This window comes from Gordonia polyisoprenivorans (assembly GCF_017654315.1).
GTDB classification, from domain to species: Bacteria; Actinomycetota; Actinomycetes; order Mycobacteriales; family Mycobacteriaceae; genus Gordonia; species Gordonia polyisoprenivorans_A.
Window position 1 is genome coordinate 2,065,403 of sequence record NZ_CP072203.1, and the last position, 25,843, is coordinate 2,091,245.

General features: G+C 63.6%; 22 protein-coding genes. 14 read left to right on the plus strand and 8 right to left on the minus strand.

The features are described 5' to 3' along the window. Positions 1-6: 6 nt before the first annotated feature. A complete protein-coding gene (locus tag J6U32_RS09205) occupies positions 7-1,122 on the minus strand; it encodes a hypothetical protein (RefSeq protein ID WP_208794891.1) in 1,116 nt (371 codons plus the stop codon). 52 nt (positions 1,123-1,174) lie between these two features. On the opposite strand from J6U32_RS09205, the gene J6U32_RS09210 reads away from it, so the two are divergent. Further along, positions 1,175-1,780, plus strand: coding sequence for a TetR-like C-terminal domain-containing protein (locus tag J6U32_RS09210; protein WP_208794892.1), 606 nt, complete (start codon positions 1,175-1,177; stop codon positions 1,778-1,780). 9 nt (positions 1,781-1,789) lie between these two features. Then, on the plus strand, positions 1,790-1,966 hold the full coding sequence (locus J6U32_RS09215; protein WP_208794894.1) for a hypothetical protein: 177 nt from the start codon (positions 1,790-1,792) through the stop codon (positions 1,964-1,966). 473 nt (positions 1,967-2,439) lie between these two features. Here the strand turns inward: J6U32_RS09215 and ilvB are convergent, their stop codons facing one another. The 4 genes from ilvB to J6U32_RS09235 form a co-directional block, all read right to left on the minus strand. Beyond that, the gene (ilvB, locus tag J6U32_RS09220; RefSeq protein ID WP_208794896.1) at positions 2,440-4,281 is read right to left on the minus strand and encodes a biosynthetic-type acetolactate synthase large subunit; all 1,842 of its coding nucleotides are present in this window, start codon (positions 4,279-4,281) and stop codon (positions 2,440-2,442) included. A gap of 62 nt (positions 4,282-4,343) precedes the next feature. Further along, positions 4,344-4,628, minus strand: a complete 285-nt coding sequence (locus J6U32_RS09225; protein ID WP_244332741.1) for a hypothetical protein — start codon at positions 4,626-4,628, stop codon at positions 4,344-4,346. Next, positions 4,609-5,727, minus strand: coding sequence for a 2-oxo acid dehydrogenase subunit E2 (locus tag J6U32_RS09230; protein WP_208794898.1), 1,119 nt, complete (start codon positions 5,725-5,727; stop codon positions 4,609-4,611). Before J6U32_RS09230 ends, J6U32_RS09225 begins: the two co-directional genes overlap by 20 nt. A gap of 52 nt (positions 5,728-5,779) precedes the next feature. After that, positions 5,780-8,119 carry a transketolase-like TK C-terminal-containing protein gene (locus tag J6U32_RS09235; RefSeq protein WP_208794900.1) on the minus strand — a complete coding sequence of 780 codons (2,340 nt, stop codon included), beginning with the start codon at positions 8,117-8,119 and terminating at the stop codon, positions 5,780-5,782. A 767-nt stretch (positions 8,120-8,886) separates the two neighbouring features. On the opposite strand from J6U32_RS09235, the gene J6U32_RS09240 reads away from it, so the two are divergent. Beyond that, positions 8,887-9,492 (plus strand): FadR/GntR family transcriptional regulator, encoded by a 606-nt coding sequence (locus J6U32_RS09240; RefSeq protein WP_244332743.1) that lies wholly within the window; start codon positions 8,887-8,889, stop codon positions 9,490-9,492. After that, complete coding sequence (locus J6U32_RS09245) at positions 9,489-10,733, plus strand: MFS transporter (RefSeq protein WP_208794904.1); 1,245 nt, start codon at positions 9,489-9,491, stop codon at positions 10,731-10,733. The genes J6U32_RS09240 and J6U32_RS09245 overlap by 4 nt, the downstream gene beginning before the upstream one ends. Before the next feature lie 68 nt (positions 10,734-10,801). Here J6U32_RS09245 and J6U32_RS09250 read toward each other — a convergent pair whose 3' ends face one another. Together J6U32_RS09250 and J6U32_RS09255 are read right to left on the minus strand one after the other, a co-directional pair. After that, on the minus strand, positions 10,802-12,217 hold the full coding sequence (locus J6U32_RS09250; protein WP_208794906.1) for an MFS transporter: 1,416 nt from the start codon (positions 12,215-12,217) through the stop codon (positions 10,802-10,804). 576 nt (positions 12,218-12,793) lie between these two features. Beyond that, positions 12,794-13,402: a TetR/AcrR family transcriptional regulator gene (locus J6U32_RS09255; RefSeq protein WP_208794908.1), complete on the minus strand. Its 609-nt coding sequence runs from the start codon at positions 13,400-13,402 to the stop codon at positions 12,794-12,796. A gap of 311 nt (positions 13,403-13,713) precedes the next feature. On the opposite strand from J6U32_RS09255, the gene J6U32_RS09260 reads away from it, so the two are divergent. The 9 genes from J6U32_RS09260 to J6U32_RS09300 all read left to right on the plus strand — a co-directional run bounded on the left by J6U32_RS09260 (position 13,714) and on the right by J6U32_RS09300 (position 23,373). Beyond that, on the plus strand, positions 13,714-14,904 hold the full coding sequence (locus J6U32_RS09260; protein WP_208794909.1) for an LLM class flavin-dependent oxidoreductase: 1,191 nt from the start codon (positions 13,714-13,716) through the stop codon (positions 14,902-14,904). Further along, entirely contained in the window at positions 14,901-15,758 is an 858-nt protein-coding gene (locus J6U32_RS09265; protein ID WP_208794911.1) for an enoyl-CoA hydratase/isomerase family protein, read from the plus strand. The genes J6U32_RS09260 and J6U32_RS09265 overlap by 4 nt, the downstream gene beginning before the upstream one ends. A gap of 4 nt (positions 15,759-15,762) precedes the next feature. Next, positions 15,763-16,545 (plus strand): enoyl-CoA hydratase/isomerase family protein, encoded by a 783-nt coding sequence (locus J6U32_RS09270; RefSeq protein WP_244332745.1) that lies wholly within the window; start codon positions 15,763-15,765, stop codon positions 16,543-16,545. A 30-nt stretch (positions 16,546-16,575) separates the two neighbouring features. Further along, the gene (locus tag J6U32_RS09275; RefSeq protein ID WP_244332747.1) at positions 16,576-18,522 is read left to right on the plus strand and encodes an AMP-dependent synthetase/ligase; all 1,947 of its coding nucleotides are present in this window, start codon (positions 16,576-16,578) and stop codon (positions 18,520-18,522) included. A gap of 88 nt (positions 18,523-18,610) precedes the next feature. Continuing rightward, complete coding sequence (locus J6U32_RS09280) at positions 18,611-19,369, plus strand: creatininase family protein (protein ID WP_244332749.1); 759 nt, start codon at positions 18,611-18,613, stop codon at positions 19,367-19,369. A 24-nt stretch (positions 19,370-19,393) separates the two neighbouring features. After that, entirely contained in the window at positions 19,394-19,912 is a 519-nt protein-coding gene (locus tag J6U32_RS09285; RefSeq protein WP_208794913.1) for a flavin reductase family protein, read from the plus strand. A gap of 65 nt (positions 19,913-19,977) precedes the next feature. Further along, positions 19,978-20,997 carry a 3,4-dihydroxy-2-butanone-4-phosphate synthase gene (locus J6U32_RS09290; protein WP_208794915.1) on the plus strand — a complete coding sequence of 340 codons (1,020 nt, stop codon included), beginning with the start codon at positions 19,978-19,980 and terminating at the stop codon, positions 20,995-20,997. An 84-nt stretch (positions 20,998-21,081) separates the two neighbouring features. Then, the gene (locus J6U32_RS09295; protein ID WP_208794925.1) at positions 21,082-22,704 is read left to right on the plus strand and encodes an AMP-binding protein; all 1,623 of its coding nucleotides are present in this window, start codon (positions 21,082-21,084) and stop codon (positions 22,702-22,704) included. 180 nt (positions 22,705-22,884) lie between these two features. After that, positions 22,885-23,373 carry an Lrp/AsnC family transcriptional regulator gene (locus tag J6U32_RS09300; protein WP_208794927.1) on the plus strand — a complete coding sequence of 163 codons (489 nt, stop codon included), beginning with the start codon at positions 22,885-22,887 and terminating at the stop codon, positions 23,371-23,373. Between the two features lie 783 nt (positions 23,374-24,156). On the opposite strand, the gene J6U32_RS09305 is transcribed toward J6U32_RS09300, so the two are convergent. Then, on the minus strand, positions 24,157-24,642 hold the full coding sequence (locus J6U32_RS09305; RefSeq protein ID WP_244332751.1) for an excalibur calcium-binding domain-containing protein: 486 nt from the start codon (positions 24,640-24,642) through the stop codon (positions 24,157-24,159). Positions 24,643-24,876: 234 nt separating this feature from the next. On the opposite strand from J6U32_RS09305, the gene J6U32_RS09310 reads away from it, so the two are divergent. Further along, entirely contained in the window at positions 24,877-25,605 is a 729-nt protein-coding gene (locus J6U32_RS09310) for a hypothetical protein (RefSeq protein WP_208794929.1), read from the plus strand. Positions 25,606-25,843 lie beyond the last annotated feature (238 nt).

The following is a 25,843-nucleotide window of genomic DNA, read 5'->3' on the forward strand; positions in this document are numbered from 1 at the left end:
CGTTGCCTATCCCGCCACGTCGGTCCAGTCGGAGAAACCCGACGGATGGTGTGGGCCGATGATGCCGTGCTCGAACAGGCCGGCGCCGCGATGTTGTCGGCCGTCGGCCTCGGTGCACACCGCACTCCCGACGTGATCGATGAGGCTGAAGGGCGCGCGGGCCATCACCTGCGCGTCCGTCAGATCGAAGGTGACGCGTTCGGCGAACGGGCCCTCTTTCCACGTGCCGTGCGCCCACGTCGAATCGCCACCGTAGCCCGACCCGAAGGCAATGGGCGCGAACAACTTCGACTCGACGTCGAGTGAGATCTGCTCACCCGCGCGATTGAGGAATTCGATGTGCGCGCCGTGCGGAATCCTGGTCCCGGCGGTGTAGTGGATGGTGACCCGTACGCCGTCGAGCTGCTCGATGCGCCCGTCGCGCCACCGACGGGTGCAGTCGTAGAGACTGCGATGACCGTCGGGGTCCTCCTGCAGGATGAGGAACAATACGAAGTCGTCGAACGCCAATGGCAGGTAGAGCCACCACATTCCGCGGAAAGCGGTGTCGGGACGTCCGGGCGATTCCGGCTCGCCGACCGGCCGGATACCCCACGACCGGTCGCGGCTCGCCACACTGGTGTCGTGTTCGACGGTCAGTCGTTCGCCGTCGACGTCGATCCATCCCTCCCAGGAACCCACTTGGGCAAAGCGGCACGCCTCCAACGTGACTCGCCGCTCGGTGAGCATGGTGTGCGGCTTCTCCAGCGCTGCCGGGAACAATCCGCGCCAGGTGAGGTCGGCGGCGATGCCCTCGGTGTCCGCGAGGGTCAGATGCATCTGCTGTAGTGGCTCGACGACGTCGAGGCGATATCCGTTGACGTTCTGGTGGAGTCGGTCGTCGTCGATCGCGTCGCTCAGATGAACAGCGGTCTGGGTGTCGCCGCGGCGGACGACGAAGTAGGCGTCCTTGACGCCCAGACGCGGATAGTAGCCGATGCCGGTCAAGGCCATGAAACGGCCTTGCTGGTCGAGCACGTTGAAGTACGAGCGGTCGTAGAAGTTCCGGTCGGAGGTGGCCGGCCAGGTGATCGGCGCGGGCGTCTGATGGATCGGATACTCGTCGAGGGGGCTCAGCTCCACCGAATCTCCCTATCAATACGACGCACATTGCATTGGAACTAGAATGTGATCCATGACACCAGATCGTCGAGGTGATAACAAGAGGCCGATATCGGCGGGGCGGCCCCGAGATGGTCGAATCGACGCCGCGATCATCGCCGCCACCCGCGAGCTGATTCTCGAGACCGGCTATCCCGCGCTGTCGTTGTCGGCGATAGCCGCTCGTGCCGGAACGACCACGGCGGCCATCTACCGGCGATGGTCGGGTAAGGCGCAGCTGGTCCACGAGGCGGTGTTGTCGGCGGAGGTCCTGACACCGCCGACGGGGTCCGGGGACGTCCGACAGGACATCCGCGCGCTCGTCGAGATCGTGCGCTCGATGTTCAACCGGCCGGAGGTGCGGGTGGCGCTACCCGGACTGATCGCCGACACCGTGGCATCGCCCGACGTCCACAGCCAGATGATCGCGAGGCTGGCGGGCGACCTCACCGCCTTCGAGTCCCGCTTCGGTCAGGAACGTCGCGACGACGACCGGCTGCCGATGCTCGCCGAGGTGGTCGCAGGTACCGCGATCTTCCGCATCCTCATTCGCAGCGACGCGGCGCTCGACGACACCTGGGTCGACGAGATGGTCGAGCTGATCACCGAACGGTGGCCGGGCGACGGCGAGAGGTCGTAACCTGGCTGTATGGGACGCGGAAACGGGCACGGAGGCTGGCGTGATCGACTCAGCAAGCTGATCCCGAGACGCGAGAAACGCGCCTACCACTCGACGGGTGGTGGGTACTCGCCGATCTCGCCTCGCAACGCGGACGGGGAGCGCGGACCGATCATGCCCTTCAATGGCAACGGCTGGGGCCGCTGAAGACCCGAAAACCCCTGTCCGACAACTATTTCGCCGCGATACTCGACGTGGGCTGATTGATCGGTCGACTCGGGCTCGCGGCCGGCGGCCCAGCCGGATGCAAATATGTTGACGCAGACACGCCGTGGCGAACCAAGGATTCTCGGCGTGTCGCGGCGGATCGGTGGGATCTGTATTTGTATCGGCGGGACTCGACCAGATTCCCCGGCCGGTGGTGGCGGCACGCCGGGGCCGCGAACGATCGAGTGAACACCCAAGCGCGCGATCAGGATTCGCAGGACCAATTGGAGGTCTGTAACCAATCTGTGTGCGGTAGAGCCCACGACGTACAACGCAGTCGTGCACTGGGACGAGACGGCAATCAAGCTGCATCGCATCCTGCCGAGGCCCTGAAAGCTGCCCCGAAGGGACCGATCGCGGCCCGTGCTGAGCCACCGTGCTCGACGCCCAGCCCACGATCAGAATGAGTTCGGTCAGTCTGCGGACTCAAACAGCGGCCGGACGCCTCCAGCGGTCAGGATCTCGTCGTTGCTTGCGCCGGCGGCGATCATGGGCCACACCAGGGTTTCGTCGGAGACAACGAAATCAACGACCACCGGCCGATCAGTGACGGACCGAGCGGCAAGGATGGTCTCGTCAAGCTCGACTCGGTCGGTGCACCGGAATGCCGCACACCCGAGAGCTTCTGCGTAACGGACGAAGTCGGGGATGAGGCGGGTCTTCGTCGCGAGATCGACACCGTGGAATCGGCCATCGTAGTGCATTGTCTGCAGTTGGCGAACCATGCCGAGGTTGCCGTTGTTGATGATGGCCACCTTGATGGGGAGGCCCTCGGCCGCTGCGGTGGCCAGCTCGCGTCCGGTCATCTGGAAACAACCATCACCGTCAATTGCCCACACCTCGCGGCCGGGATGCCCGACCTGTGCGCCGATGGCCGCGGGCACCGCAAAACCCATGGTGCCCAGTCCTCCGGAGTTCAACCAGGTACGCGGCTCACTGAAGTCGATGTAGTTCGCCGCCCACATCTGATGCTGTCCGACGCCGGCGCTGAAGATGGTCCCGGCACTCACCGAACGGCTCAGTGTCTGGATGACCCGCTCGGGGGAGAGGGTTCCGTTGACGGGGTCGGCGTAGCTGGGTGAGTAGTCCTGGTGCATCTGGTCGAGATAGTCCTGCCAGCCTCCGAGATCAGGCAGCTGTCGTTGTGCGACCTCAGATCGCAGCGCAAGTGTGAGGGCCCTGATCGCGGTTCGTGCGTGCCCGACGATCGCGACGTCGACGCGTCGGTTCTTCCCGATTTCGGCCGGGTCGATGTCGATATGGATGACACGTGCGTTCGGCGCGAACGAGTGGGCCTCACCGGTGACGCGGTCATCGAAGCGGGCGCCGATCGCGATGATGAGGTCACTCTTCTGCAATGCTGCGACCGCGGCGACCGTGCCGTGCATTCCGGGCATGCCATAGTGCTGCGGGTGGTGATCTGGCAGTGCGCCACGCGCCATCAGGGTGGTGACCACGGGAATGCGCGTGAGTTCGGCCAGTTCTCGAAGCGATCGGGAGGCACCGGCCTTGATGACACCGCCGCCGATGTAGAGTACGGGCGCGCGGGCGGACCGGATTTCCCTGACGGCTCCATTGATGTCGCCGTTCGCCACCGTCGTGGCAACGCTGTAACCGCGCAACTCGAACTGCGGCGGCCACGCGAACCTCAGGTCGGCCGTGGCGACGTCGAGCGGGACTGCGACGACGACGGGCCCCGGCCGTCCCGTCGACGCGATGTGGAACGCCTGGGCGATGACTCCAGGGATGTCCCCGGGGTCATTGATCCGGAAGCTGTGCTTGGTGATCGACTGTGTCATTCCGATGGTGTCGATCTCGGCGGACGTGTCGGTACCGAGAGAACCTGTTGGCACGTTGGCGATGATGGCGACGATCGGGACGGAGTCCATGTTTGCATCGGCCAGTGCGGTGACCAGATTCGTGGCTCCGGATCCTGGCGCTACGAGGCAGACACCGGTCCTGCCGGTGGCGATGGCATATCCGGCTGCGGCGTGCCCAGCCCCTTGCTCGTGCCGAACCGCGACAGTTCTGATCGTCGCGGAGGCGCCCAGCGCAGCCCACATCGGCATGATGTCGGCTGTCGGCAGCGCGAAGATTGCCTCGACAGCGAGGGCTTCAAGGCTACGCGCCAATGCCGTTGCACCAGTGAGTTGTTCTCCCTCGCAGCTGCTTTCGGCTAGCGTGTCGTCAATGAGGTGACGCACCTCGGGCGTTCGCGGTCGACTGTGTGGTGATGAGGTGGTGATCAGATCCATTTGAGGTGTTCCGTACGGCGATGGGGCGGGTTGAACAGACACTTGAGATCAAGCCGATGGATTCAGCCGGCGAGCGATGCGACATGCGACTCGCCTTTCGACAGCGCGATCTTCCGCGTGCAGAAAGTACGGAGTTCATCGCGTGTGTAGCTATCCAGGAAGTCCACGTATCCAGCGGCGATGAACAGAACGATTCTGTGATAGAAAACCGCTGGCGTGATACCGAATTCGGGGAAGATGTACTCGTCGCCGCTTCCGAACGGCAGCCAACTGACTGCGTAGCGGATCATCGCCCGGTCGTCGGCGACGAGTTCCGGGACGGAGGCGTCAGCGTAGGTCGTCAGCACTGAAGCCTCCTTCTAGTCGATGCTTCACTGCGGTGAGGAATCGTGCAGCGTCGGCCCCGTCGACGACGCGGTGGTCATAGGAGATCGACAGGTAGGCCATCGAGCGCACGTCGATGTTGAGGTTGTCATCGCGGCGAGATGGAATGAGACGCTCGACGACAGCGCCGATGCCGAGGATGCCAGTCTGCGGTTGGTTGATGATCGGGGTGTCGAACAATGCCCCGCGGCTGCCGGTGTTGGTCAGGGTGAAGGTGCCGCCGCCTAATTCGGCGGGCGTGATGGTGCCGGTACGGACGCGGTCGGCCTTGTCTGCGATTGCTCGCGCGAGTCCCTCGATGCTCAGGTCCTGCGCCTCCCGGATGACCGGGACCATCAGTCCTTTGTCGCTGTCCACCGCGATGCCCACATGACATGCGCCGTGGTAGGTGATCTCGGTGACGTCGGGATTCACCGACGCATTCAGGACACGATGTTCGCTCAGCGCAGCGACCGCGGCCTTGGCGAAGAACGGGAAGAACGACAGCTTGACCCCGGAGCGGGTGAGAAATTCGTCCTTGTGGGCGCGCCGCAGGCGGGCGATCTCGGTGACATCGACCTCGAGCACGGTGGTGAGTTGGGCAGAGGTCTGCAGGGACTCGACCATCCGCGCGGCAATGGTGCGACGGATGCGTGGCAGTTTCTCGACCACACCTTCGGTCACCGACGACGCCTCGCGTGGCGCTGTCCGCGGCGGTGCCGCGCTGACGACCTCGGTTTCGGCAGGTGGGGCTGCCGGTCGCACCGCTGGATGATTGGCGGGCGTGTCCGTGGTGCCTTTGTCGGTGTCCGAGACATCCCCGGCGGCGTAGCCCGTCGCGATGATGGCGAGAGCGGCTCCGACACCCACGACGTCGTCCTCGGCGGCCAGGATGTCGACGAGGACACCGGTGACCGGAGAGGGGATCTCGGTGTCGACCTTGTCGGTGGCCACCTCCAGTAACGGTTCCTCGGCCTGCACCCGGTCGCCGGGATCCTTGAGCCACCGGGTGATCGTTCCTTCTTCGACGCTCTCGCCGAGAGCGGGCATGCCGACGGTGGTCGTCGACTGTGTGTTCGTCATCGTGTTCCCTTGCAGGAGGTCTTCAGAGCCGGTTGGACGAGGCATGAGGCAGTCACGGGAGCACATCGAGTGCGGCACGCACGATGCTGTCGGTGTCGATGCCGTGGTGTTTGTATACGTCCTCGAGCGAGCCCACTTGGCCGAACTGACTGACTCCCAATGAGACTGACGGCACCCGGTTGACTGCGGCGAGGAACGCCAGGGTGTGGGGGTGGCCATCGAGCACGGTGACCATTGGTGTCGCCCGCTCGGCGGGTAGCAACTGATCGAGGATCCACGTCGACGCCGAGCCCTGGCCCCGTCGTGCCTGGAGGGCTTCGAAGAGCAGCCCGGGGCTGGTGACACACAGGACATCGGCAAGCACGCCGACCTGCTCCAGGCGTCCGGCGGCAGCGAGCGCCTCGGGTATGAGGGCACCCATCCCGACGATCGTCAGTGCCGGATTCTCGCGCCGGATCAGCGGGTAGCCTCCCGCCACGACCTGCCGCCGTCGGCGCTCACGGGCTGCTGGGTCCTCGGGCACATGTGCCATGGATTGATCGACCGGACGCGTGGACAGCCGGAGATAGGCAGATGTGCCGTCCGGCTTGCCGAGCCGGCCGATACTGGCGAGCAAGGTCCATTCGACGTCGATGCCGAACGCCGGCTCGTAGGAGATGCACCCCGGCTGCTCAAGGCCGATCGACGGCGTCTTGATGGACTGGTGTGCCCCGCCTTCGGCTGCCAGTGTGACCCCGGACGGCGTGCCGACCAGAATGGATTGCCCGCCGGCGTAGATCCCAAAGGACCACGGCTCCAGTGCGCGCTCGACGAACGGGTCATACACCACCCCGATCGGGAACAGTGGCTGCCCCCAGCGGCTCCATGTAGCACCGAGCTCGCCGATGAGCCCGACGAGATTGGTCTCGGCGATTCCGAGTTCCATGTGCTGGCCCGTCGGCTTCTCGCGCCAGTGCATGAGGGTTTCCGGATCGTCGTCGAACCAGTTGCGGCGCTCGGACGACGACCACACCCCGACCTTGTTGACCCAGCCCGCGAGGTTGGTCGTCGAACTCACGTCCGGACTGACGGTGACCAGACGCTTGGCGACCTCGGGAGCGCTGCGGGTGAGGTCGAGCAGCACGCGACCCAGGCCGGCCTGGGTACTCGCGGTGCCCTTCGGAGTGCGTCCACTGTCGACCGGCACGGCGGGAACGTCAGCGGGGGGAATCGGTTCCCGACGCAGGCGGGCGGCGGTGGTCTCGCACAACTGTGCAGGTTCGGAGTCGTCGTCGAATCGACCCCAGGGTGTATCCGGGTCGCGGCCGAGCCGCTCGGCCAGTTGCTGGTACTCCTGGACACTGAGCAGCGATGAGTGGTTTTGCGGATGTCCTTCGGTGGGTAGCCCGTAGCCCTTGATCGTGTAGGCGATGATGACGGTGGGACGCGTGTCGTCGATCTGTCGGTAGGCCTCGATCAGCGCGGCCATGTCGTGCCCGCCGAGGTTGCGGATGGCGGCCAACAGCGTCTCGTCGTCCAGGTCGGCAAGCAGTGCCATGATGTCGACACCGCCGGGGCCGGCACCGGGCAGGCGATCGCGCACCTGGTCGGCCGAGCAGCGCAGCAGCCGCTGGTACTCGGGGTTGGGCATCTCGAGAATGCGGGTACGCAGGGCGTCTCCGCCCGGTTTGGCGAACAGCGACTCCAAGAGCGCGCCGAATTTGACGGTCAGGACCTGCCACCCAGCGGCGGCGAACATCTTCTCCAACCGGCCGGCGGCGATGTTGGGGACCACCCGATCGAGCGACTGCCGGTTCAGGTCGACGATCCACACCACCTCACCGAGTTCGGCGACGCCGGGATCGAGGATCGCCTCCCACACCGCGCCCTCGTCGAGTTCCGCATCGCCCACGAGCGAGTACTGGCGACCGCTTTCGGCTGTGCCTGTCGCGGTCTGGACGTACCGACGAGCGATGGCACCCCAGATGGGCGCGGTGGCACCGATGCCGACCGAGCCGGTGGAGTAGTCGACGGTGTCGGGATCCTTGGATCGGCTCGGATACGACTGCAGGCCCCCGTACTCGCGCAGAGTCGTCAGGTACTTCTCGTCGAGCTCGCCGAGAAGGTAATTGAGGCTGTGCAACACCGGGGAGGCATGCGGTTTGACCGACACGCGGTCGCCCGGTTGTAGCTGCTCGAACCAGAGCGAGGTCATGATCGAGACCATCGACGCGCACGAGGCCTGGTGTCCGCCGACTTTGAGCCCGCTCGTGTTTGGCCGAACTCTGTTTGCGTGGTGGATGATCGCGGTGGACAGCCACAGTACGCGGTCCGCGACCGCGTTGAGCACGGACGGATCGGCACTGGCGAACACATCTGTCGATCGGCGTGTGGATGGGACGGGGGTGGACATGAAAGCTCCTCAGGCATCGGGGTACGCGAGGGAATCGCCACGTGTCTTTGACTACGTTCGGATCTCGAAGCGCGGACAGTCATCAAAGGGTGGGGATGATCTATCAGCGGTGGACACGAGCGGCGGCGCGTCGAACGAACGAGCCGTTCTGGACTGCCTCGCACTGCTCATGACGGTGACCGACTCGATCTGTATCCGCAAGAGCGGGTGGTGCGCTTGTGCAAACTGCACGCCGACACGGGTGACAGCGCCATGCGGATGAGCACGATGGGCACCGGCTGACTCGCTGATGCCGTTCGCGCTGAACTCCGGTTCTCGTTCGATTGGCCTCCGACGAGAGGCATGCCGGGACAGGCGCTCACCAGGCACTGGATCGGACAGGCGGCCGATCCCGCTGCGCGAATGGCGCGGGAAGTGATCGCCGATCGAGACACCGCTTGCGCGGCAAGCCATCTCTTGCGGTCCCAGATGAGGGCGAGATTCGAGAGCGGTGGAAGGTGCGAGGTTCAGTCGGCCGGTTCCGCAGTGCCCTGGGGTTCGGGGTGGATGTCCGGTGGTTCGGGTAGCCGACAGCAGCGCCGGAGATGTGCGTAGCGGAGATGTGGCGGTTGTCATACATCCAACCGTAGGATGTTTGGTAGTTTCAGCCACGTTGCTATTGCAGATGTCAGGAGAAAGCTGTGTCTTTACGGTCAACATCCCGAACAACCCTCAGCGGTCAGGTGATCAATGAGCTCGAGCGACTGGTCGAGTCGGGGGAGTGGCCGGTGGGAACCCGCATTCCGCCGGAGCCGGAATTGATGAGAGACCTACAGGTCAGTAGAAACACGCTGCGCGAAGCAGTCCGGGCCCTGGTTCACACCGGCGTCCTCGATTCGCGACCGGGAGATGGCACTTATGTTGCCGCGACCGACGGGTTCGCTGCCGCGTTGGCCCGGCGGTTCCGCAACAGCGAAGCCCTCGAGATTCTCGATGTACGTCGCATGATCGAACGGGACGCGGCCGGCATGGCCGCGCGTCGACGCACCGCAGACGATATCGAGAACCTACGCACGCTCGAGCGACGCAGAGCCGAAATGGCCCACAGCGACAACGGCGCCTCAGTCGATGCAGAGCTCGCCTTCCACACAGCGATAGTGGCCGCCGCCCACAACTCGTTGATGTTGGACCTTTATGCCTTCATGACCGATGCGGTCCGAGAGTCCATCGCGGCGGTAGTCGACAGCTTGGCCGGCGGCGTCAAAGGCCATATCACCCTGCACGATCAGCTGCTTGCTTCGATCGTGGCACAGGATCCCGTCGCCGCGGAGCAAGCGGCAACCGAGCACCTGGAATCGGTGATGGCACTGCTCGCGAAGGGCGGCATCTCGTGACCACTTCGAATGTTGAGCCGTCCGAGGCGCCGATCTCCCACGCGGCGTCGGACGGACGGCGCTGGCAGATCCCTCCGACGGCGGGGTTCTGGGTCGTGGTCTCGCTCATCGTGACCGGGCTTCTGGGGAGCTATGCTCTGACACCGCTTTACCCGATTTACCAACAGCGCTGGGGCTTTTCGGATCTGACTCTCTCCGTGGCCTTCGCGTGCTACTCACTCGGAACGGTCGTGGCCCTGCTGGTCGCGGGATCATTGTCGGACCACATCGGCCGTCGCGCTGCGTTTCTACCGGCACTGGCCGGAGTCGTGATTGCGATCGTCGTGCTCGCAACGTCTGTCAATGTGACAATGCTGTTGATAGGCAGGGCATTACAGGGAATATTCACGGGTATCGTGACCGGCACTGCTGGCGCCGCGCTCATGGACCTGGCCCCTGGCGGACGCAAGAAGACCGCAGCCTTGGCCAACTCGGCGAGTATTGCGGTAGGGTCGGCGCTCGGCCCGCTGACAGCGGGATTCCTCGTCGCGCACGTCGCCCCTGCGACGGTGGCGCCTTACCTGCTCGTACTCGGATTGCTCGGCTTGGGCATCATCGGTGTGGTCTTGATGCCTGAGACAGTTGAGCGCGGATCCTTACGCACGCACCGGATACGGTTCCCGCGCCCCCCACAGCACCGGGGCCCCTTTGCGATTGCTTCCCTGGGCGCTGTGGTCGCGAGCGCGAGCATGGCACTGTATGCCGCTTTCGGCGCCCCCATCGCGCACCTGGGAAACCTGGACGGTGAATCGGCCGGTGGGCTGCTTGTCTTCGGCATGTTCGCAGCCATCGGAGTGGCTCAGTTCGCGCTGCACCGCCTCCGGCCCCTGGTCGCTCTTTCGTCCGGGGCAGTCACATGCGCGGTGGGATGGGGGGCTATCGTCCCGTCGCTGGCCGCCCACCAATCCGCGGTGTTGATCGGGGGCACCCTCATGGCGGGAGCCGGGTGTGGACTCATGATGATGGGAGCCACTGCAACGGTTGGGCACATCGCCGACGACGGACGGCGAGCAGAGACGATCTCCCTGTTCCTGGTGATCATGTTCCTGGGACTGGCAGTACCCGGAATCTGCGGCGGCGCACTCTCCGATGCCGTCGGGCTCACCGCAACAACCGCGGTGATGCTCGCGTTCGCAGTAGGTGCCTGCAGCGTCCTTGTGATCGCGTCGCGTACAGCCCGAATACGAACACTGCTGAGCTGAGCACCGATCGATTGGTGTAAACGCGATTGTCACGAAGGGCGAAGTTTCACCGTCGACATGGTGGCGGGCTATCGCGTGTTGACCCGCTGGTTGTTTCGATTGGTCACTGCCAACACCAGTACCGCCGCCGCAACGAGTGCACAGATTCCCCAGATCGTGGAAAACCCTGTCCAAGACGGGGAGGCCGAGGCATCTGCTGAGTTGGTGGACAGAACGCTGCCCGCAATCTGTGCGCCGAAGGTACCGGCGACCGCCTGGATCGCGTAGGTGACTCCGTTGAACCCCGCGACGCGCTCGGCCGGGACGCCACTCACCACAAGATTCATTGATTGAGTCATCGCGATACTGAATCCGAAGGCGCATAGCATCACAGCCGCCAGGACGAGAAGCCCACTTCCCCGATCACCCAGGGAGATCATGACCGCCATGGAGATGAGGACCGAAACCGGCCCGCCTGCCGAGGCCACCCGCGCGCTGATGTTCTTGTCCAACCATGATGCCAACGGTGCCGTCAGGCCTATCAGCGTGGCCACCACCAGAATGAGACTTGTGAGCGTTGCGCTGGCACCGAGACCGTAACCGGTCTCTGATGGCTGTTGCACCTGCATCGGAACCACCACCAGGACCACATTGATGCAGAAACCCGCCAAGAACATGAGGCTTGCAGCGGTGATCACGTTGTAGTCAAACATGATTCGCAAGTCCACAAGTGGCTCGTCGACCGCCAGCTCCACGAATGCGAAGAGCGCCAGCACCAGAATCCCCAGACCGAGAAGGAGGAGGAAGGGGGTTGAGTACCAACCCCAATCGGGTGCGTAGGTCAACGACAGCAGGACGATCGCAAGCCCCGCACCCAGCAATGTGCTACCGATCAAGTCGACACGGCCACCTCGTGTCGGACTCGTCGGCGAGTTCGGGACAATCGTCCACACGGCAACGATGGTTCCCACCAGAACGAGGAAGGGGGTCCAGAACAACCACCTGTAGGAGAGATTGTCGGCGATCGGCCCGGCGGCCAACATGGCGATTGCGGTGCTTCCGAAGATGGCGCCGACCATCAGGCCGTTGGCTGCCTTCGTGCGCGCAGCGCTTTGGGTCTCGCGGATTATCCCTATCGCCAGCGGTACCGTGCTGAGACCGATTCCTTGCAAGAGTTGGCCGGCTATCAGCATGGGCATGGAGATGGACAGTGCGGACAGCAGCGTTCCCGAGGCGACGATGACCAGCACTGTCAGTAGAACTCGGCGCTTGTCCCAGATCTCGCCGAGTCGGGCGACGATGGGGGTGGCGATGGGGCCGGTCAGGAGAACTGCGGTCAGAACCCAGGCGATACTGGCCTGGGAAGCGTCGAATTCCGTCTGCAGCATGGGTAGCGCCGGCGGAGTGACGGATTCCAGTCCCTTGAAGGCCGCGACCGAGCCGATGGACGCGGCGAGGATGGCACCGGCACGAGTGCGCTGAGAAGGGGAAACGGTCATATTCATCGGAGGCGTCCTTTGTCTTCGTGGAGTATCCGGGTGGGGGAAACCAGGGCGACAGAGCGTTGTGTGGGACCGAATCGGTCTTGTTCCGAGGTGAATCTCTGCTAACACGTGTGGCCGAGCAACGGCGACCCGGGGAATCAGGGCAACCCCTCGCCGGCCATGGTGCGCCGACGCAGAGCCTGCCAGGTCCAGTAATGGCTTCCTGCGCAGATCCTCAGGTCGCGGTCCCGGGGTGGGGACAAACATCGTCGCTGACGTTTCCGGGGCGGGTTACCTGGACGACACCAGCGTTGCGATGTGATCTAGGTCATCTCAAGTGATTAGGAAATAACATAGACAGGCTGAGCGTCAGTGTCAACCCAGCCTGAACCGGAGCGGCCTGAAGCCCTGTGCAACCAGAAGACTTCAAGCGCACCACGTGATTAGCGTTGGCAACGGTTGTGTCCACGCGAGTTAGTACAGCGCATTTCTGGCGCTCATTGGTTCCGAGCAAGTTAATTGGTGTTAACGCCGAGTGCGCCGCCGCGGTTCGTCGGCATGCGTGCGTGACACACCGTGGCCGGGCGGCTGCCGCGGCTACCCGTCCGAGAGGGTCGACGAGGTCAGCGCCTGTAAGGCCGCGTGCGACATCATCGACACAGTCGTTGCCCGATCCAGGCCCTTGTTGAGGGTTGCGACCGCGTTGAGCATCGCAAAGACCGAGTGGGTCAGCAGGCGGACCTGTGGTTCTGAGAGATCGGGGCGAAGGGGGATCACAACGGAGATCCACTCCTCGGCGTACCTGCTCATCTCCCTCCGGATGCGACGCCGTTCGACCTCGGAGAACGCGTGCTCGTTCTTCTGGAAGATCAAAGGCGTCGGTGGCGCATCCATGACGGACCTGATGTGGTGGTCCACCATCGCCTGCAACGCCCGCGCGGGATCGGTCTCGGATTCGATCGTGCTGCGAGCGTAATCTTGTAGCGCCCCAAGGCCCTTCTCCACGACCGCGACCAGCAGTGCCTGCTTGTTCTGGAAGTGGCGATACAGCGCCGGCCCGGAAACCCCTGCCTTGGCGCAGATCATCTCAACGGTGACCGAGTCGTACGCATCGTGCAGGAACAGTTCGGCTGCGACGGCGATCAGTTGCTCCCGTCGCGGCGAACTTGTGCCGGCACCCGAAGGGATATGCGTCTCTCGTGCCATGGGCATCACCCTATCTTGCGGTTTCTCCAGCTCGGCGCCCCGTTCGTGACCCGGTCGAACGGAGTCGGAGGACCCAGGCGCGGACCTCGAGAGGGGCTGGACGAAATGTTACTCAGCATTAACGCCGCTCCGTGCTGCAGTCGCTGAACCTCGGCTACATTCAAAGGGCAGGGAAGCGTCGTTTGGCGGCATCTGAGCTGGATAGATAGTGACACAATGCCCCCTTTGGCATGGCCGATGCCTGACCTGGTTGACACTTGGCCACTTCGGTCTTAGGTTAATGATCAATCACATAGAGAAGGGATTCTGTGATGCGGTTCATCTTCATGAGTGAGGGCGAGACGATGCCCGGTCATACGCACGAACATCGCTACCGAGAACTGGTCGACGAGGTGCTCCTTGCCGAAGAGGTTGGGTTCGACGCTTTCGGCACGTCCGAGCAGCACGTCGCGATCGGGACGGCGACCACCTCGGCACCGGAAGTCATCTACCCGTATCTGATGGCGCTGACCAGCCGCATACGGTTCGTGCACCTGGTAACGCTGCTGCCCACCCGTATCAACCACGCTCTGCGTGTCGCTGAACGACTTGCGACAGAGGACATCCTGTCCAACGGACGCGTCGAGCTCGGAGTCGGGCGCGGAAACACCACGCTCGCCCTTCGGGCCTTCGAAGTGTCTCCCGCGGAGAACAAGGCGCAGCAATTGGAGGGCCTGGAGGTCATCCGCCGGGCGTTGCACAACGACGTGTTCTCCTACGTGGGCGATCATTACAAGATCCCTCCCCGTAGCCTTGTCCCGAGGGGAGTGCAGAACCCTTATCCGCCAATCCATATGGCCACCGGAAGTCCGGAATCGGTTCGTGCGGCAGCAGAACTCGGAATCGGCGCGATCGTTGGTGGCTTCTATCTCGGCTTCGGTTTCATCGAGAACATGCTGCGCATCTACGACGACGCCCTCGCGGGCGCTACGCACACATACCCACTGCAGGCGGAGAAGCTCGTCGCCGTGGGCGGCGGGATGCACTGTGCCGAGACCCGCGAAGAAGCCGTCCGGTGGGCGCGGACGCTCACCGAGACCGTCGCGCTCTCGACAGACGCATACCAACGCCTGTCAAAGCTGTCCGCCGACTACCAGTACATGGGAGCGGTCAAGGATATCGATTTCACCGATGAGAACTACATGCTCAATGATTCGGCTGGTTTCATTGTCGGTGACCCGGAGGACTGCGTCGCGCAAGTCCAGCGATTCGCCGATCTGGGCGCGGATGCGCTGGTCATGCGAATCGACGGGCTCCCCCACAAGGAGCTGATGAAGTCGATCGAGCTGTTCGGGAAATACGTGATTCCCAAGTTCAAGAATCCGCGCGCCGTCGTTCGGACCCCGGACGCGATCCTCGCCGACATTCGCAACGCGAGGCCCGCCCACTATGCCGAGTTGGAAGCGTTCAATCACTCTGATCAGCAAGCGGCTGAGAGTCTCATGGTAGGAGAAACCCGATGACGAGTACCGATATCTTCGCGCGTTACCCCGACGAGATCCAGATCGAGCGCAAACCCGACGGCGTACTGCTGATCACCCTCAACCGTCCCGAGCAGCTGAACTCGCTGACGATGCCCATGTTCGAGTACATGGCCGACATCTGGCTCGACATCGACCGAGACCCCGAGACGCGGGTGGCCGTGGTCACCGGAGCCGGTCGAGGGTTCTGCACCGGAATGGATGTGAGCCAACCGGATCCGTCACTCGACGAGGCGATTGCGCTCATGGAGACCGAGCGTCGGCGTCTGAACAATCTCGTCAGCATGGACAAGCCGCTGATCTCGGCGATCAACGGACCTGCCGTCGGGTGGGGACTGTCAATGGGCCTACTTGCCGACATCAGCGTGGTGGCCGAGAATGCCGTCCTGCTCGACGGCCACACTCGGGTCGGAGTCGTCGCCGGTGACCATTCGTCGCTGATCTGGCCGCTCCTGGTCGGCATGGCGAAAGCCAAGTACTACCAACTGACTTCGGCTCGGCTCAGTGGCGCAGAAGCCGAGCGTATCGGTCTGGTCAGCCTTGCCGTACCGCACGAGGACGTCCTTTCACGTGCACTGGAGATAGCCGGCGATCTCGCTCATGGGTCACAGCAGGCGATCCGGTGGACCAAGCGTTCTCTCAACACCGGCTGGCTCACCAACGCGCTGCCGCAGCAGGAGCTCTCTGCTGCCCTGGAGACGCTCGGATTCGCCGGCGCCGACTACCTCGAGGCGCGCCAGGCTTTCCGCGAGGGTCGCCAGACACGTTTCCCGTCGGCCCACGCGGGCGCGGACATGGCTCTGGCAGAGTCATCCGGCGCCGCGACGACCAGGTGACATCGTGACCGAACGTTATTCCCCGAGCGTCGCGGAGCTCTCCACCGTGGACCGATCAGGAGTCTTGGTCGTGTCCATGGACAACCCGCCCGCAAATGCGATGAATCGCGCGCTCATCCGTGGACTTACTCAGTTGTTCGTTGATCTTGCCGAGGTTGCCGATGCGCCGGCCGTGGTGCTGACCGGCGGAGGAGACCGGTTCTTCACCGCGGGTGGCGACATCAAGGAGCTGCAGGGAGTCGGCGCATCGGAAATCGACGGACGCATGCGGGATTTTCACGCGGTCCTCACCGCCCTTGAGCGATATCCGCGGCCAGTCGTCAGCGCCGTCAACGGCCACTGTGTGGGTGGCGGCATGGAACTCGCCTTGTTCACCGACAGCGTCCTGGCAGTCGATCACGCGCGATTCGGCTTTCCTGAGATCAACCACGGCCTTCTGCCGGCGGACAAGGGGATTCAGCGGGCGGTGGCACTCCTCGGCGTGCGTCCGGTCCGAACGATGCTCTTCTCCGGCGAACTCTTCGATGTCCGACGCGCCATCGAGGTCGGTCTCGTCGAAACCGTCGTCGAGCCCGCACGCCTCATCGAGATCGCCGTTGAGACTGCACGTGAGCTGGCCGGCAAACCTCCCGTGCTCTTCGCATCCCTCAAGCGGAGTGTGAACAATCCGGTTGACACGGACGACGCCGAGTCGCTGCGGCACACTTTGACTGCGGCAGGAGCCTACTTCGACGATCCCACATGCAAAGCCCTACGTGAGGGCTGGTCCGGAAAGAGCAGCAGGTGATCCGCTGAACTGCGAAGAGTTAAGAGCAAGATGACAGACAGTCCCACCACCGCCCATCAGGCCAAGGATTCAAGTTCAATGGCACCGACCAGCCCCACATCAACGATGCCTCCCGGCAGCCAGAAGATTCCGGTACTACAGCACGGCTCAGGGTTTCAGGCAGTCGATCGTACGTTCGCCCAGATGCTCTACGACCGGGCACAGCATGAGCCGCGCACTGTCGCGTTCAGTCAGTGGAAAGACGGAACGGCCCAGCCGACCACCTGGGGTGAATACTACGACGCGGTCATGCAGGTCGCCCTCGGCCTGCACAACCTGGGTATGCAAGACGGGGACCGCATCGCCATCATGTCCTCAGCGCGGCGAGAATGGGTGATTGCCGCGATGGCGGTCCTGAGCATCAACGGCGTTGTCGTCGGGGTATACCCCACGAGCTCTCACCACGAACTCGAGCAGGTACTCGGCAGCTGCGAGGCGACCGCGATCTTCGCCGAGACGGATGCCGATCTCGCCAAGGTTGCCGAAGTGGCGCCCCGGTTGCCCCACCTTCGCGTCGTGATCGGATTCGACACGGCCCCATCGACCCAGGAATCGATCGTCGGGACCACGTGGGGTTCGATCAGGGAATCCGGGAGCGAGCTTGCCCGCTCCGCACCGGATCTGCACACCGAACTGATCGAGGCCGGCGTCATCGACCAGCCCGCCGTGCTGTTCTCCACCTCCGGCTCAACAGGCTTGCCCAAGGGCGTCGTGCACACGCACCGATCGCTCCAGTACTCGGTCGCGGGCGTGGCGATGACCTACCCGGAGATCGGGCGTGAACGTCACGATCTGGTTGGCTTTCTGGGGTTGTCACATGTGGCGCCCGCACTGATCGGGGTCTTCGCCCCGATCATGACTCGCTTGGTCATTACGTACTGCACGATGGAGCAGCGCTCCGAGGTCCTCGTCAACGTACGGCCGAGCGCGGTCGTCTGGCCACCGCGAATGCACGAGAAGCTCGCCACTGAAGCGCTGCAGGCTGTTACAGAATCGAACCGAGCCTTCCGTGCGGCCTATTCGCTCGCCATGAGAGTGGCACGGCGGACGAGTTCGCTGAGGTGGGAACAGGCGCCGATACCGATGTATCTGCGTGTCATCGACGACCTCTGCAAGAAGCTGGTGTTTCTGCCGCTTCGGGCGAAGGTGGGCATGGATCGAATCACGGTCAGTTGGACTGCCTCGGGAAGCATGACACCGGAGGTGGCCGCACTCTGGCATACCTGGGGGCTCGATCTGCGCGAACTCTATGGGACGACCGAGACATGCGGGGCTGTTGTTGCGCAGTGGGACCGAGACTTTCCCGAGCCGGGGACCATTGGCAAAAGCCTTCCCGACGACCGGTGGCAGACGCGTGTGTCGCCCGAGGGTGAGCTCGAATTGCGGGCACCATGCCTGTTCGCGGGATACTGGAACGATCCGGACGCCTCGGCAGATGCGTACGCGGAGGGCTGGTACCGAACCGGTGACCTTGTCGATATCGCATCAGATGGTGAGGTGAAGATCATCGGACGCTGCAAAGATCTCATCAAGACCAGTGGCGGCAAATCGGTGAGCCCCCAGCCGATCGAGGTGAGGCTCAAGGCAAGCCAGTTGATTGACGAGGCGATCGTCGTCGGTGAGGGGCGCAAGTATCTGACGTCATTGCTTGCCATCAGCGAGCAGGCGCAAGAGCTGGATTCCGACGAGCGTGACCGCGCGCTGCGACAGTGGATCGACGAGGTCAACTCCGAACTCGCACGGCCGCTGCAATTGAAGGACTTCCGAGTATTACCGCGGGCATTGTCGGCTGACGCCGGGGAGTTGACCTTGAAGGCAACCGTTCGACGCGCGAATGTGCTCACCTCGTTCGCCGAGCTGGTCGAGACCATGTACGACGTCGACGAGCACACCGAGATCGCCCGTCAGGCACGCCTTTCCAGGGCCGATCGTGATTAACCCACCGGCGTCGGATGGCGCGACACATCCTGAACTGCGAATGGATTACCTCACCAGTCCCGAGGTCGCTGCTGCGATCGAGAGTGGCATGCGCACGGCGGTTCTGCCGCTGGGCGCAACCGAACAACATGGCCCACACCTCCCGCTGGCGATGGACGCCCTGCATGCCGACGAACTGGCGGTTCGGATCGCCCGTCGTCTGGGCAACGCTCTGGTCCTGCCGACCGTCCGAGTCGGATACTCTCCGCACCATCTGGGTTTTGCCGGAAGCCTGTCCCTTCGGTCCTCGACACTCGAGGCCATCTGCGAGGATTACCTGGGACCTCTTGCCGGATATGGCTTTGAACGCGCGATCATCTTCTCCGCGCACATCGGCAACCATCCGGTGATGCGCGAGTTCGAGCAACGATTGAAACGAAATCTCGCACCCTTGTCGGTCGCTCTGTTCACCGACGGCGAGTCCATCATCGACACCTGGCGCCGGTGTACGGAGCAGTCGGATGGGCTGGGGGCGAATGTCGGTGGCCACGCGGATATCGCCGAGACGGCAGTGCTGCTCGCACTGTGGCCAGAACAGGTGCGTTCGGACGCCTTCGAATGTGGTTACACCGGAATCGTGGACAGTGAACTCCTCGGACGCGCATTCGACGAGGGAATTCACTCGGTGTCGCCAAACGGTATCCTGGGCGACCCACGCGGTGCCACTGCGGACTTGGGATTGAAGTGCATGGAGGCGGTCACCTCGCTGATCGTGGAGCACACCGACGCCCGTGGTCTCCCAGATGCCGAAAGCGGCCCTACGGCAACGGACATGACGAACCATTCTGGTGATCTCACCAGTCCCTGATGACCGGTAAAGGTGGCAATGAACATGAGTGATCTCAAGCCGGTGAAGACCGGAGATTCAGCGCAGGACACCTCGCGGCTGCGGCGACTGTATGGCCGGTACCCCACCGGCGTCGCGGCCCTCTGTGCCCTCCGCGCAGAGAAGCCAGTCGGCATCGTGGCAACCTCATTCACTCCGGTTTCCATGGATCCGGCGCTGGTCTCGATCTGCGTTCAGCACACCTCCACGACCTGGCCGCAACTGTCGGAAGAAGACCACATCGGCATCTCGGTTCTTTCCGCCAAACAGGAATCCGAATCTCGGCAGCTCGCTGCGAAAAACGTGGACCGTTTCGCCGGTATATCCTGGTTTTCCAGCGAGTCGAACGCGGTTTTTCTCGCCGAGGCCGCGGCGTGGCTGGACTGCAGTATCACGACCTCGTTCCCGGCAGGCGATCACGACGTCGTTCTGCTCCAGGTGAACCGCATCTGGATGGATGGCACCGTAGCGCCACTTGTCTTTCACGACAGCGGATTTCGCTCTCTGGTTGGACTCGACCAATGAGTGCCGGCGGGCGTGGTCGGGTTGACCGCGCAGCTGAATCACTGGCGACGGGGCGCCCGATCATCATGACTGCCGGTGGTGGTGGCTCGCCGTCGGCAGCTGACATCGTCATCGCGGGCGAGCGGGCGGAAGCCCCCTGGGTCGCGTGGGCCATCAGATACACGTCGGGGTTCCTCTGCGCAGCGATGAGTGCCGGGCGAGCCGACCAGCTGAATCTGCCGGCCCAACAGGCCGATGACCCCGCGAGAATGCGGACCCCGGCCTACGGTGTCGGGGTCGATGCGGCGGAAGGAATCGGAACAGGAATCAGCGCCGTCGATCGCGCCCATACGATGCGCGTACTTGCCGCATTCGGCACCGAGGCCGACGACCTCACCCGCCCGGGCCATGTGGTGCCGATCAGAACCGCAGACCGAGGAGTGCTCCAGCAGCGAGGCACGGCCGAAGCGGCCGTCGACCTGTGCACGATCGCAGGCCTCGCACCGGTCGCGGTGGTGGCGACCCTGCTCACCGATGACGGAGACCTGCTCCAAGGGGACGAACTCGCCGATTTCGCAATCAGGCATCAGATCGAGACCGTCAGCGCCGACAGCCTGGCTCACTACATCCTGCGCCAGGGCACTGCGCACGGCGGACGGCTGCGGCGACTCGCCGAGCGACCTGTGAAGCTCGGTGTCGAGGGTCCCTTCCTCATCGACTTCGCCGACGAGGTGACTGGCGCAACCCATACGGTGCTGGCCGGGCACCTGGTTCCCGGGCAGATCCCCACGGTGTATGTGCTGACCGCCTGCGCCCGTTGGGAATCGGACCACGAGTCCGCCGGCGTTGACGGGCGGCTCGACCTCGAGGCCGACCGCTATCGGGTCCCCGAACACGGTGGGATGATCATCACGTTGCGGGACACCACTGAGTACTTCGTGACCGAGAAGTTCGAACTGGCCCGCGGAGCCGTCGTCGCCGTTCTCAACCACTTCGGTATCAGCAGTGCGTGGGTGGTCGGCTGGCCTGATGGTTCCGAGCTCGGGGCGGCCCGTCTCATCGAGTGCCGACCCGAGCCACAACACCGTCATGTCGCTGCATCCTGATTGCCGCCTCGGGGGGGCAGCGGTGACGCTGAACAACAGATCCTTGGTTTCACTTCGGCCACGTGGCCCATTGGGGAGGTATGAATGACCACTCTCGACGTCCCGCTCACGCCGCTTCGGTTCCTGGAGCGCGCAAACGAAGTCGTACCGCAGAAGGTCGCCATCATCGACGGTCAACGGCGCTGGACATACGCAGAATTTGCCGATGAGGTACAGAAGCTCGCGAAGGCTCTTCGCAACGCCGGCCTCGACGACGGTCAACGAGTGGCGTACCTCGCCGGCAATTCCGCCGAAATGCTCATCGCGCACTACGCGGTTCCTCTCGCTGGTGGAGTTCTCGTCGCAATCAACACCCGCTTGGCACCCGCCGAAGTTGACTACATCTGCAGTCACTCGGGAGCCCGGTTCCTGTTCGGGGACGAGGATCTGCTCGGGCCGCTGCTTTCCTCTGAGCTCGAGTTCACGACCATCCACCAGTGGATCTCGCTGCCCGGCAGCGACGGCGGAAAGCCTCCGACGGCGCTGGGCCTGCATTATGTCGAGTTTCTGGCGGGCGGTCACGGTCCGGATCTCCCGTGGGCCGTCGATGATGAACAGCAGGACATTTCGATCAACTACACCTCTGGGACCACCGGACGACCAAAAGGTGTCTTGTACTCACACCGGGGAGCTTTCTTGAGTTCGCTTGGCGGTGTGCATCACTCGAGCTTCGACGCGTCGACCAAGTACCTTTGGACATTACCCATGTTCCACTGCAACGGTTGGTGCACCACGTGGGCGGTCACCGCGGCGCTCGGAACCCATGTGTGTCTGCGTGGCGTTCGTGCCGACACAGTGTGGTCGATGCTCGATGAGCATCAGATCACCCACCTCAACGGAGCACCGACCGTCCTGACCATGCTGGCCCACGCCGAGCAGGCTCATACCCTGCCGACCCCGTTGACGATATCGAGTGGCGGGGCACCGCCGAGCCCGACCATCATTGCGGCGCTCCGAGCGCTCGGAGCGTCGGTCGTGCATGTTTACGGGCTCACTGAGACCTACGGCCCCTACACCGTCTGCGAACCGCAGCCCGAATGGACTGGGCTCGATGATGATCGCCGAGCGCAGTTGATGGCCCGACAAGGTGTTGGCCTGATCTCAGGCCAGCGTGTGCGCGTCGTGCGCGAGAAGCGTTCCGAGACAGGGGAGCTGGTAGATGTCGAAGCCGACGGCCGCGAGATGGGTGAGATCGTGATGCGCGGTAACGGCGTGATGAAGGGGTATTTCCGAGACGAAGAAGGAACCCGAAAGGCGACCGAGGGCGGATGGTTCCATTCGGGTGACCTGGGTGTGATGCATCCAGACAACTACGTTCAGCTGCTTGATCGCGCCAAGGACGTCGTCATCTCGGGAGGCGAGAACATTTCCACCATTGAGGTCGAGCATGCCCTCTTATCGCATCCTGAAGTACTGGAAGTAGCAGTCGTGAGTACTCCTGACGACAAGTGGGGGGAGAGACCGAAGGCGTTCGTGGTGCCGATCCCGAACTCGGGCCTTGACGAAGCTGCGCTCAGAGAGCACGTGAGAGCACGAATTGCGTCCTATAAAACGCCGGGTGTCATCGAGTTCGTGTCAGGACTTCCCAAGACGTCAACGGGGAAAGTCCGAAAGAACGAACTGCGTGCCCACGAGTGGAAGAACCAGACCGCCAGGATCAGTGGATGAGCCAAAGCGGCCACGGCGAGAGTATGAATGCATTCGTTCGGCCGCGCGCAGAGATGGATGGTCAGCTCCCGAGCATCCGTTGCGGTCCGTGCCCTCGTCGTTCCGCGGCATCTGTCGTATCGGAACATTGATGATAATTCTGCTTACGTCGTCTATCACACGGACCTGAAGGCGGTGCCAATGAGCGGGAAGATGATCGATTCTATCGACGCCCGAATTCTCCTCGCGCTCAAGGACGATCCGAGAGCCACCACGATCGCCCTGGCTTCAACTACGCAGCTGTCGCGCAACACCGTTCATGCCCGGATCGCAAAACTCGAGCAGATGGGAGCGCTGAGGTCTTTCGAACGACGGATCGATCCCGGTTCGCTTGGGTACACCATGACCGCATTCATTCTTACCCGCGTGACTCAGCAGAAGCTCTCCCGCATTTCTGCTGCGCTCGACGGGATACCGGAAGTCATTGAGGTTCATGGCCTCGGCGGCGTGACCGACCTGCTGATTCATGTGGTCGCCCGAGAAGCAGACGATCTCTACCGAGTTGCCGGACGCATCCTCGACATTGAGGGTGTCGAGCAGACTACAACCGCGCTGGTGATGCGAAAGTTCATCGACTACCGGCTGGCGCCGCTTCTGTCTTCGATCGCTGGAGACCGCGTACACGACTGATCGCTCTCTCCGACGGTAATCCGTCGTACTGGACAGACCAGTGCATCAAAGACTGTCCATTTCTGGTCTCTGGCGAGGGCCCTTACGGTCCGAATCTGGCGCAACACTCAAGAAGATCGACGTCAACAGAGGCGCGAATCGACGCACGAATTGGCACCGATGCCCGTCAAGCACCGAGCGGGCCAATGGGGGCTCGCCAAGGTTGTCCGCCCGCTGGGCGCGGAGGGAGTGGAATCGTATTCATGCGCAGCGACGCCGCGCTCGATGACACGTGGGTCGACGAATGGTCGAGCTGATCACTGAACGGTGGCCGATGCAGGGTGAGAGTTCGTGGCCTGGCTGTATGGGACGCGGGAACGGGCATGAAGGGTGGCGGGATCGGCTCAGCGAGCTGAGGCCGCGACGCGAGAGGCGCGTCTATCACTCGATAGGTGGGGGGTACTCACCGATCGCGCCTCGCAATGAGGACGGGGAGCGGGGCCGATCATGCCCTTCAATGGCAACGGTTGGGGCCGGTGGGCGAGCCGAAAGCCGTGTCCCACAACTGTTTCGACGCTCTACCCGGCGTGGGACGACCGTCCGTCCGGTTCGTACTGCCGGCTGACCGGCCGGTCGGATACGAATATAGTTGACACAGACACGCCGTGACAAAGGCCCGGTACTCGGCGTGTCGTGTCGGATCGGTGGGATCTGTATTCGTATCGGCGGGACTCGACCAGATTCCCCGGCCGGTGGTGGCGGCACGCCGGGGTGCGGAAATCGAGCGAACAGCCAAGCGCGCGATCAGGATTCGCAGGCCACTCCGTCGCCGTCACGGTCGAGTCCGGCTCGGTAGCCGGGGTCTCCCACGTGCAGCGGCGCCGCTCCGGCGGCGCGTGCCTGGGCACAACTGCTGTAGTAGACGCTCGATCCCTCGTCGGTGGTCGGCGCAGCCGGCGCATCGGTGGTGATCGGGGTCGTCGTTTGTGGGATGAGCCCACGCGCCACGGTCGGACCGCCCGTCTGCTCGCTGGTGGTGGGCGCCGGCGTGGTGGTGCTCGCGACAGCGGTGGCGGTGGTGGTCTCGGTCATCGTCGCGGTGACCGTACTGACCACCGTCCGCGTCTCCGGGGCCGCGGCCTTGTCGCTGCCGTGCATGGCCGATCCGACTCCGCACGAGAACAACATGAGTACCAGCACCGTGATGATCCCCAGCCCGATCGCCAACGGACGCTTCTTGCGGCCGGGCGGGACCGGCAAGGGGGGTGGTGGACCGAATGGCGCTGTCACTGGTGGGGCTCCTTTGCGCAGAGGAAGTCGCGGGCCGAGAGCATGTGATGAAGAAGCGAGCGACAATTGCGTCGATTGTGCGCTCGAATCGACCGTGCTCGGTATCCGTTGACCGGACGAACCGGCCCATTCGGTGAAAGGCAAGAATTCTCTCGCTGCCGACCTCCGACTGCGGTATCGCCCGCCGACTGCGATATCGTCCGACGTTGGGAACCGTCGATCGAGGAGTACTCAATGAAGATCAGCTTCCGCGGCCTCGTGGCCGCGGCCACCGTGTCCGTAGCGCTTGTCGCGGGTTCGGCACTGGGGGCACCTGCGGCGTCGGCGGCACCGACCGGAGAAGCGCTGGCCGCCAAGCAGGCTCTCGACGCGATCACCCCGCACCCCCAGGACGCGGCGAGCGTTGTCGACGGAATCGGCGCGGCGAACGCCGTTCTGAAGAAGCTGGGCATCACCCCGTTCACCCCGACCATCGGCGCCTGCACCGACTTCACCTTTCCATCGGCGCTCGGCGGAGCGATTGCGGGGCCCTATACGCCGGGCTTGGGCAATTTGACCTTTCCTGTCGTCGGTGACATCAACGCCGTCCGGAAGGGCGAGATCCTCTACGGCTTCGTTCCGGTCGGCACGTTCAACGACTCCGGCAACAAGTCGGGAATGCAGGTGGCGTGGTTCAACGTCAACACCTTCCAAGGCGGGTTGGGGGCGCCGATGAGCGGCTTGGCCGAGACTCTCGTCAACGCCGTGGCAAAGCGACTTCAGGCCGCCGGGGTTCCGGAGGCGCAAACCGTGGCAAACAAGGCGCTCGCCTCGGTGGTGAACGCACTGCCCTCCAACGGCGTCCGCGGCGGCCTGGTCGACACCGGTTCGGGCACCGTGCTCTCCGCGATCTACGGCACCGTCAACAAAGGCAATGCGACGTGCTACTTCTTCCCGTCGCTGGGGATCGCCACCGCTCGCTGACGTCGGTAGCCGGATCGCGCACTTTCGCGATTTATGAAAGTGATTGAATTCTTTATCTTGCCGAATTTGGTGAGCTGTGGTTGGGTTCCCCGTGGGCATGATGGCGAATGCCGGAGTGCGCGATCGGCGGGCCGGTCGGTGGTGTTGCAGTAGGGGGCATCACCGACATGGATGCGCCGGACCAGCGGGGGGTGAGGTCTGGACACGAACCCGTCGAAACCGGCATTGCGCCGACGTC

Coding starts and splice junctions, on each gene's coding strand:
- J6U32_RS09210 (WP_208794892.1), top strand. CDS start 1,175: ATGACACCAGATCGTCGAGGTGATAACAAGAGGCCGATATCGGCGGGG.
- J6U32_RS09215 (WP_208794894.1), top strand. CDS start 1,790: ATGGGACGCGGAAACGGGCACGGAGGCTGGCGTGATCGACTCAGCAAG.
- ilvB (WP_208794896.1), bottom strand. CDS start 4,281: ATGGATCTGATCACCACCTCATCACCACACAGTCGACCGCGAACGCCC.
- J6U32_RS09230 (WP_208794898.1), bottom strand. CDS start 5,727: ATGACGAACACACAGTCGACGACCACCGTCGGCATGCCCGCTCTCGGC.
- J6U32_RS09235 (WP_208794900.1), bottom strand. CDS start 8,119: ATGTCCACCCCCGTCCCATCCACACGCCGATCGACAGATGTGTTCGCC.
- J6U32_RS09250 (WP_208794906.1), bottom strand. CDS start 12,217: ATGAATATGACCGTTTCCCCTTCTCAGCGCACTCGTGCCGGTGCCATC.
- J6U32_RS09255 (WP_208794908.1), bottom strand. CDS start 13,402: ATGGCACGAGAGACGCATATCCCTTCGGGTGCCGGCACAAGTTCGCCG.
- J6U32_RS09260 (WP_208794909.1), top strand. CDS start 13,714: ATGCGGTTCATCTTCATGAGTGAGGGCGAGACGATGCCCGGTCATACG.
- J6U32_RS09265 (WP_208794911.1), top strand. CDS start 14,901: ATGACGAGTACCGATATCTTCGCGCGTTACCCCGACGAGATCCAGATC.
- J6U32_RS09275 (WP_244332747.1), top strand. CDS start 16,576: ATGACAGACAGTCCCACCACCGCCCATCAGGCCAAGGATTCAAGTTCA.
- J6U32_RS09280 (WP_244332749.1), top strand. CDS start 18,611: ATGCGCACGGCGGTTCTGCCGCTGGGCGCAACCGAACAACATGGCCCA.
- J6U32_RS09285 (WP_208794913.1), top strand. CDS start 19,394: ATGAGTGATCTCAAGCCGGTGAAGACCGGAGATTCAGCGCAGGACACC.
- J6U32_RS09290 (WP_208794915.1), top strand. CDS start 19,978: ATGACTGCCGGTGGTGGTGGCTCGCCGTCGGCAGCTGACATCGTCATC.
- J6U32_RS09295 (WP_208794925.1), top strand. CDS start 21,082: ATGACCACTCTCGACGTCCCGCTCACGCCGCTTCGGTTCCTGGAGCGC.
- J6U32_RS09300 (WP_208794927.1), top strand. CDS start 22,885: ATGAGCGGGAAGATGATCGATTCTATCGACGCCCGAATTCTCCTCGCG.
- J6U32_RS09310 (WP_208794929.1), top strand. CDS start 24,877: ATGAAGATCAGCTTCCGCGGCCTCGTGGCCGCGGCCACCGTGTCCGTA.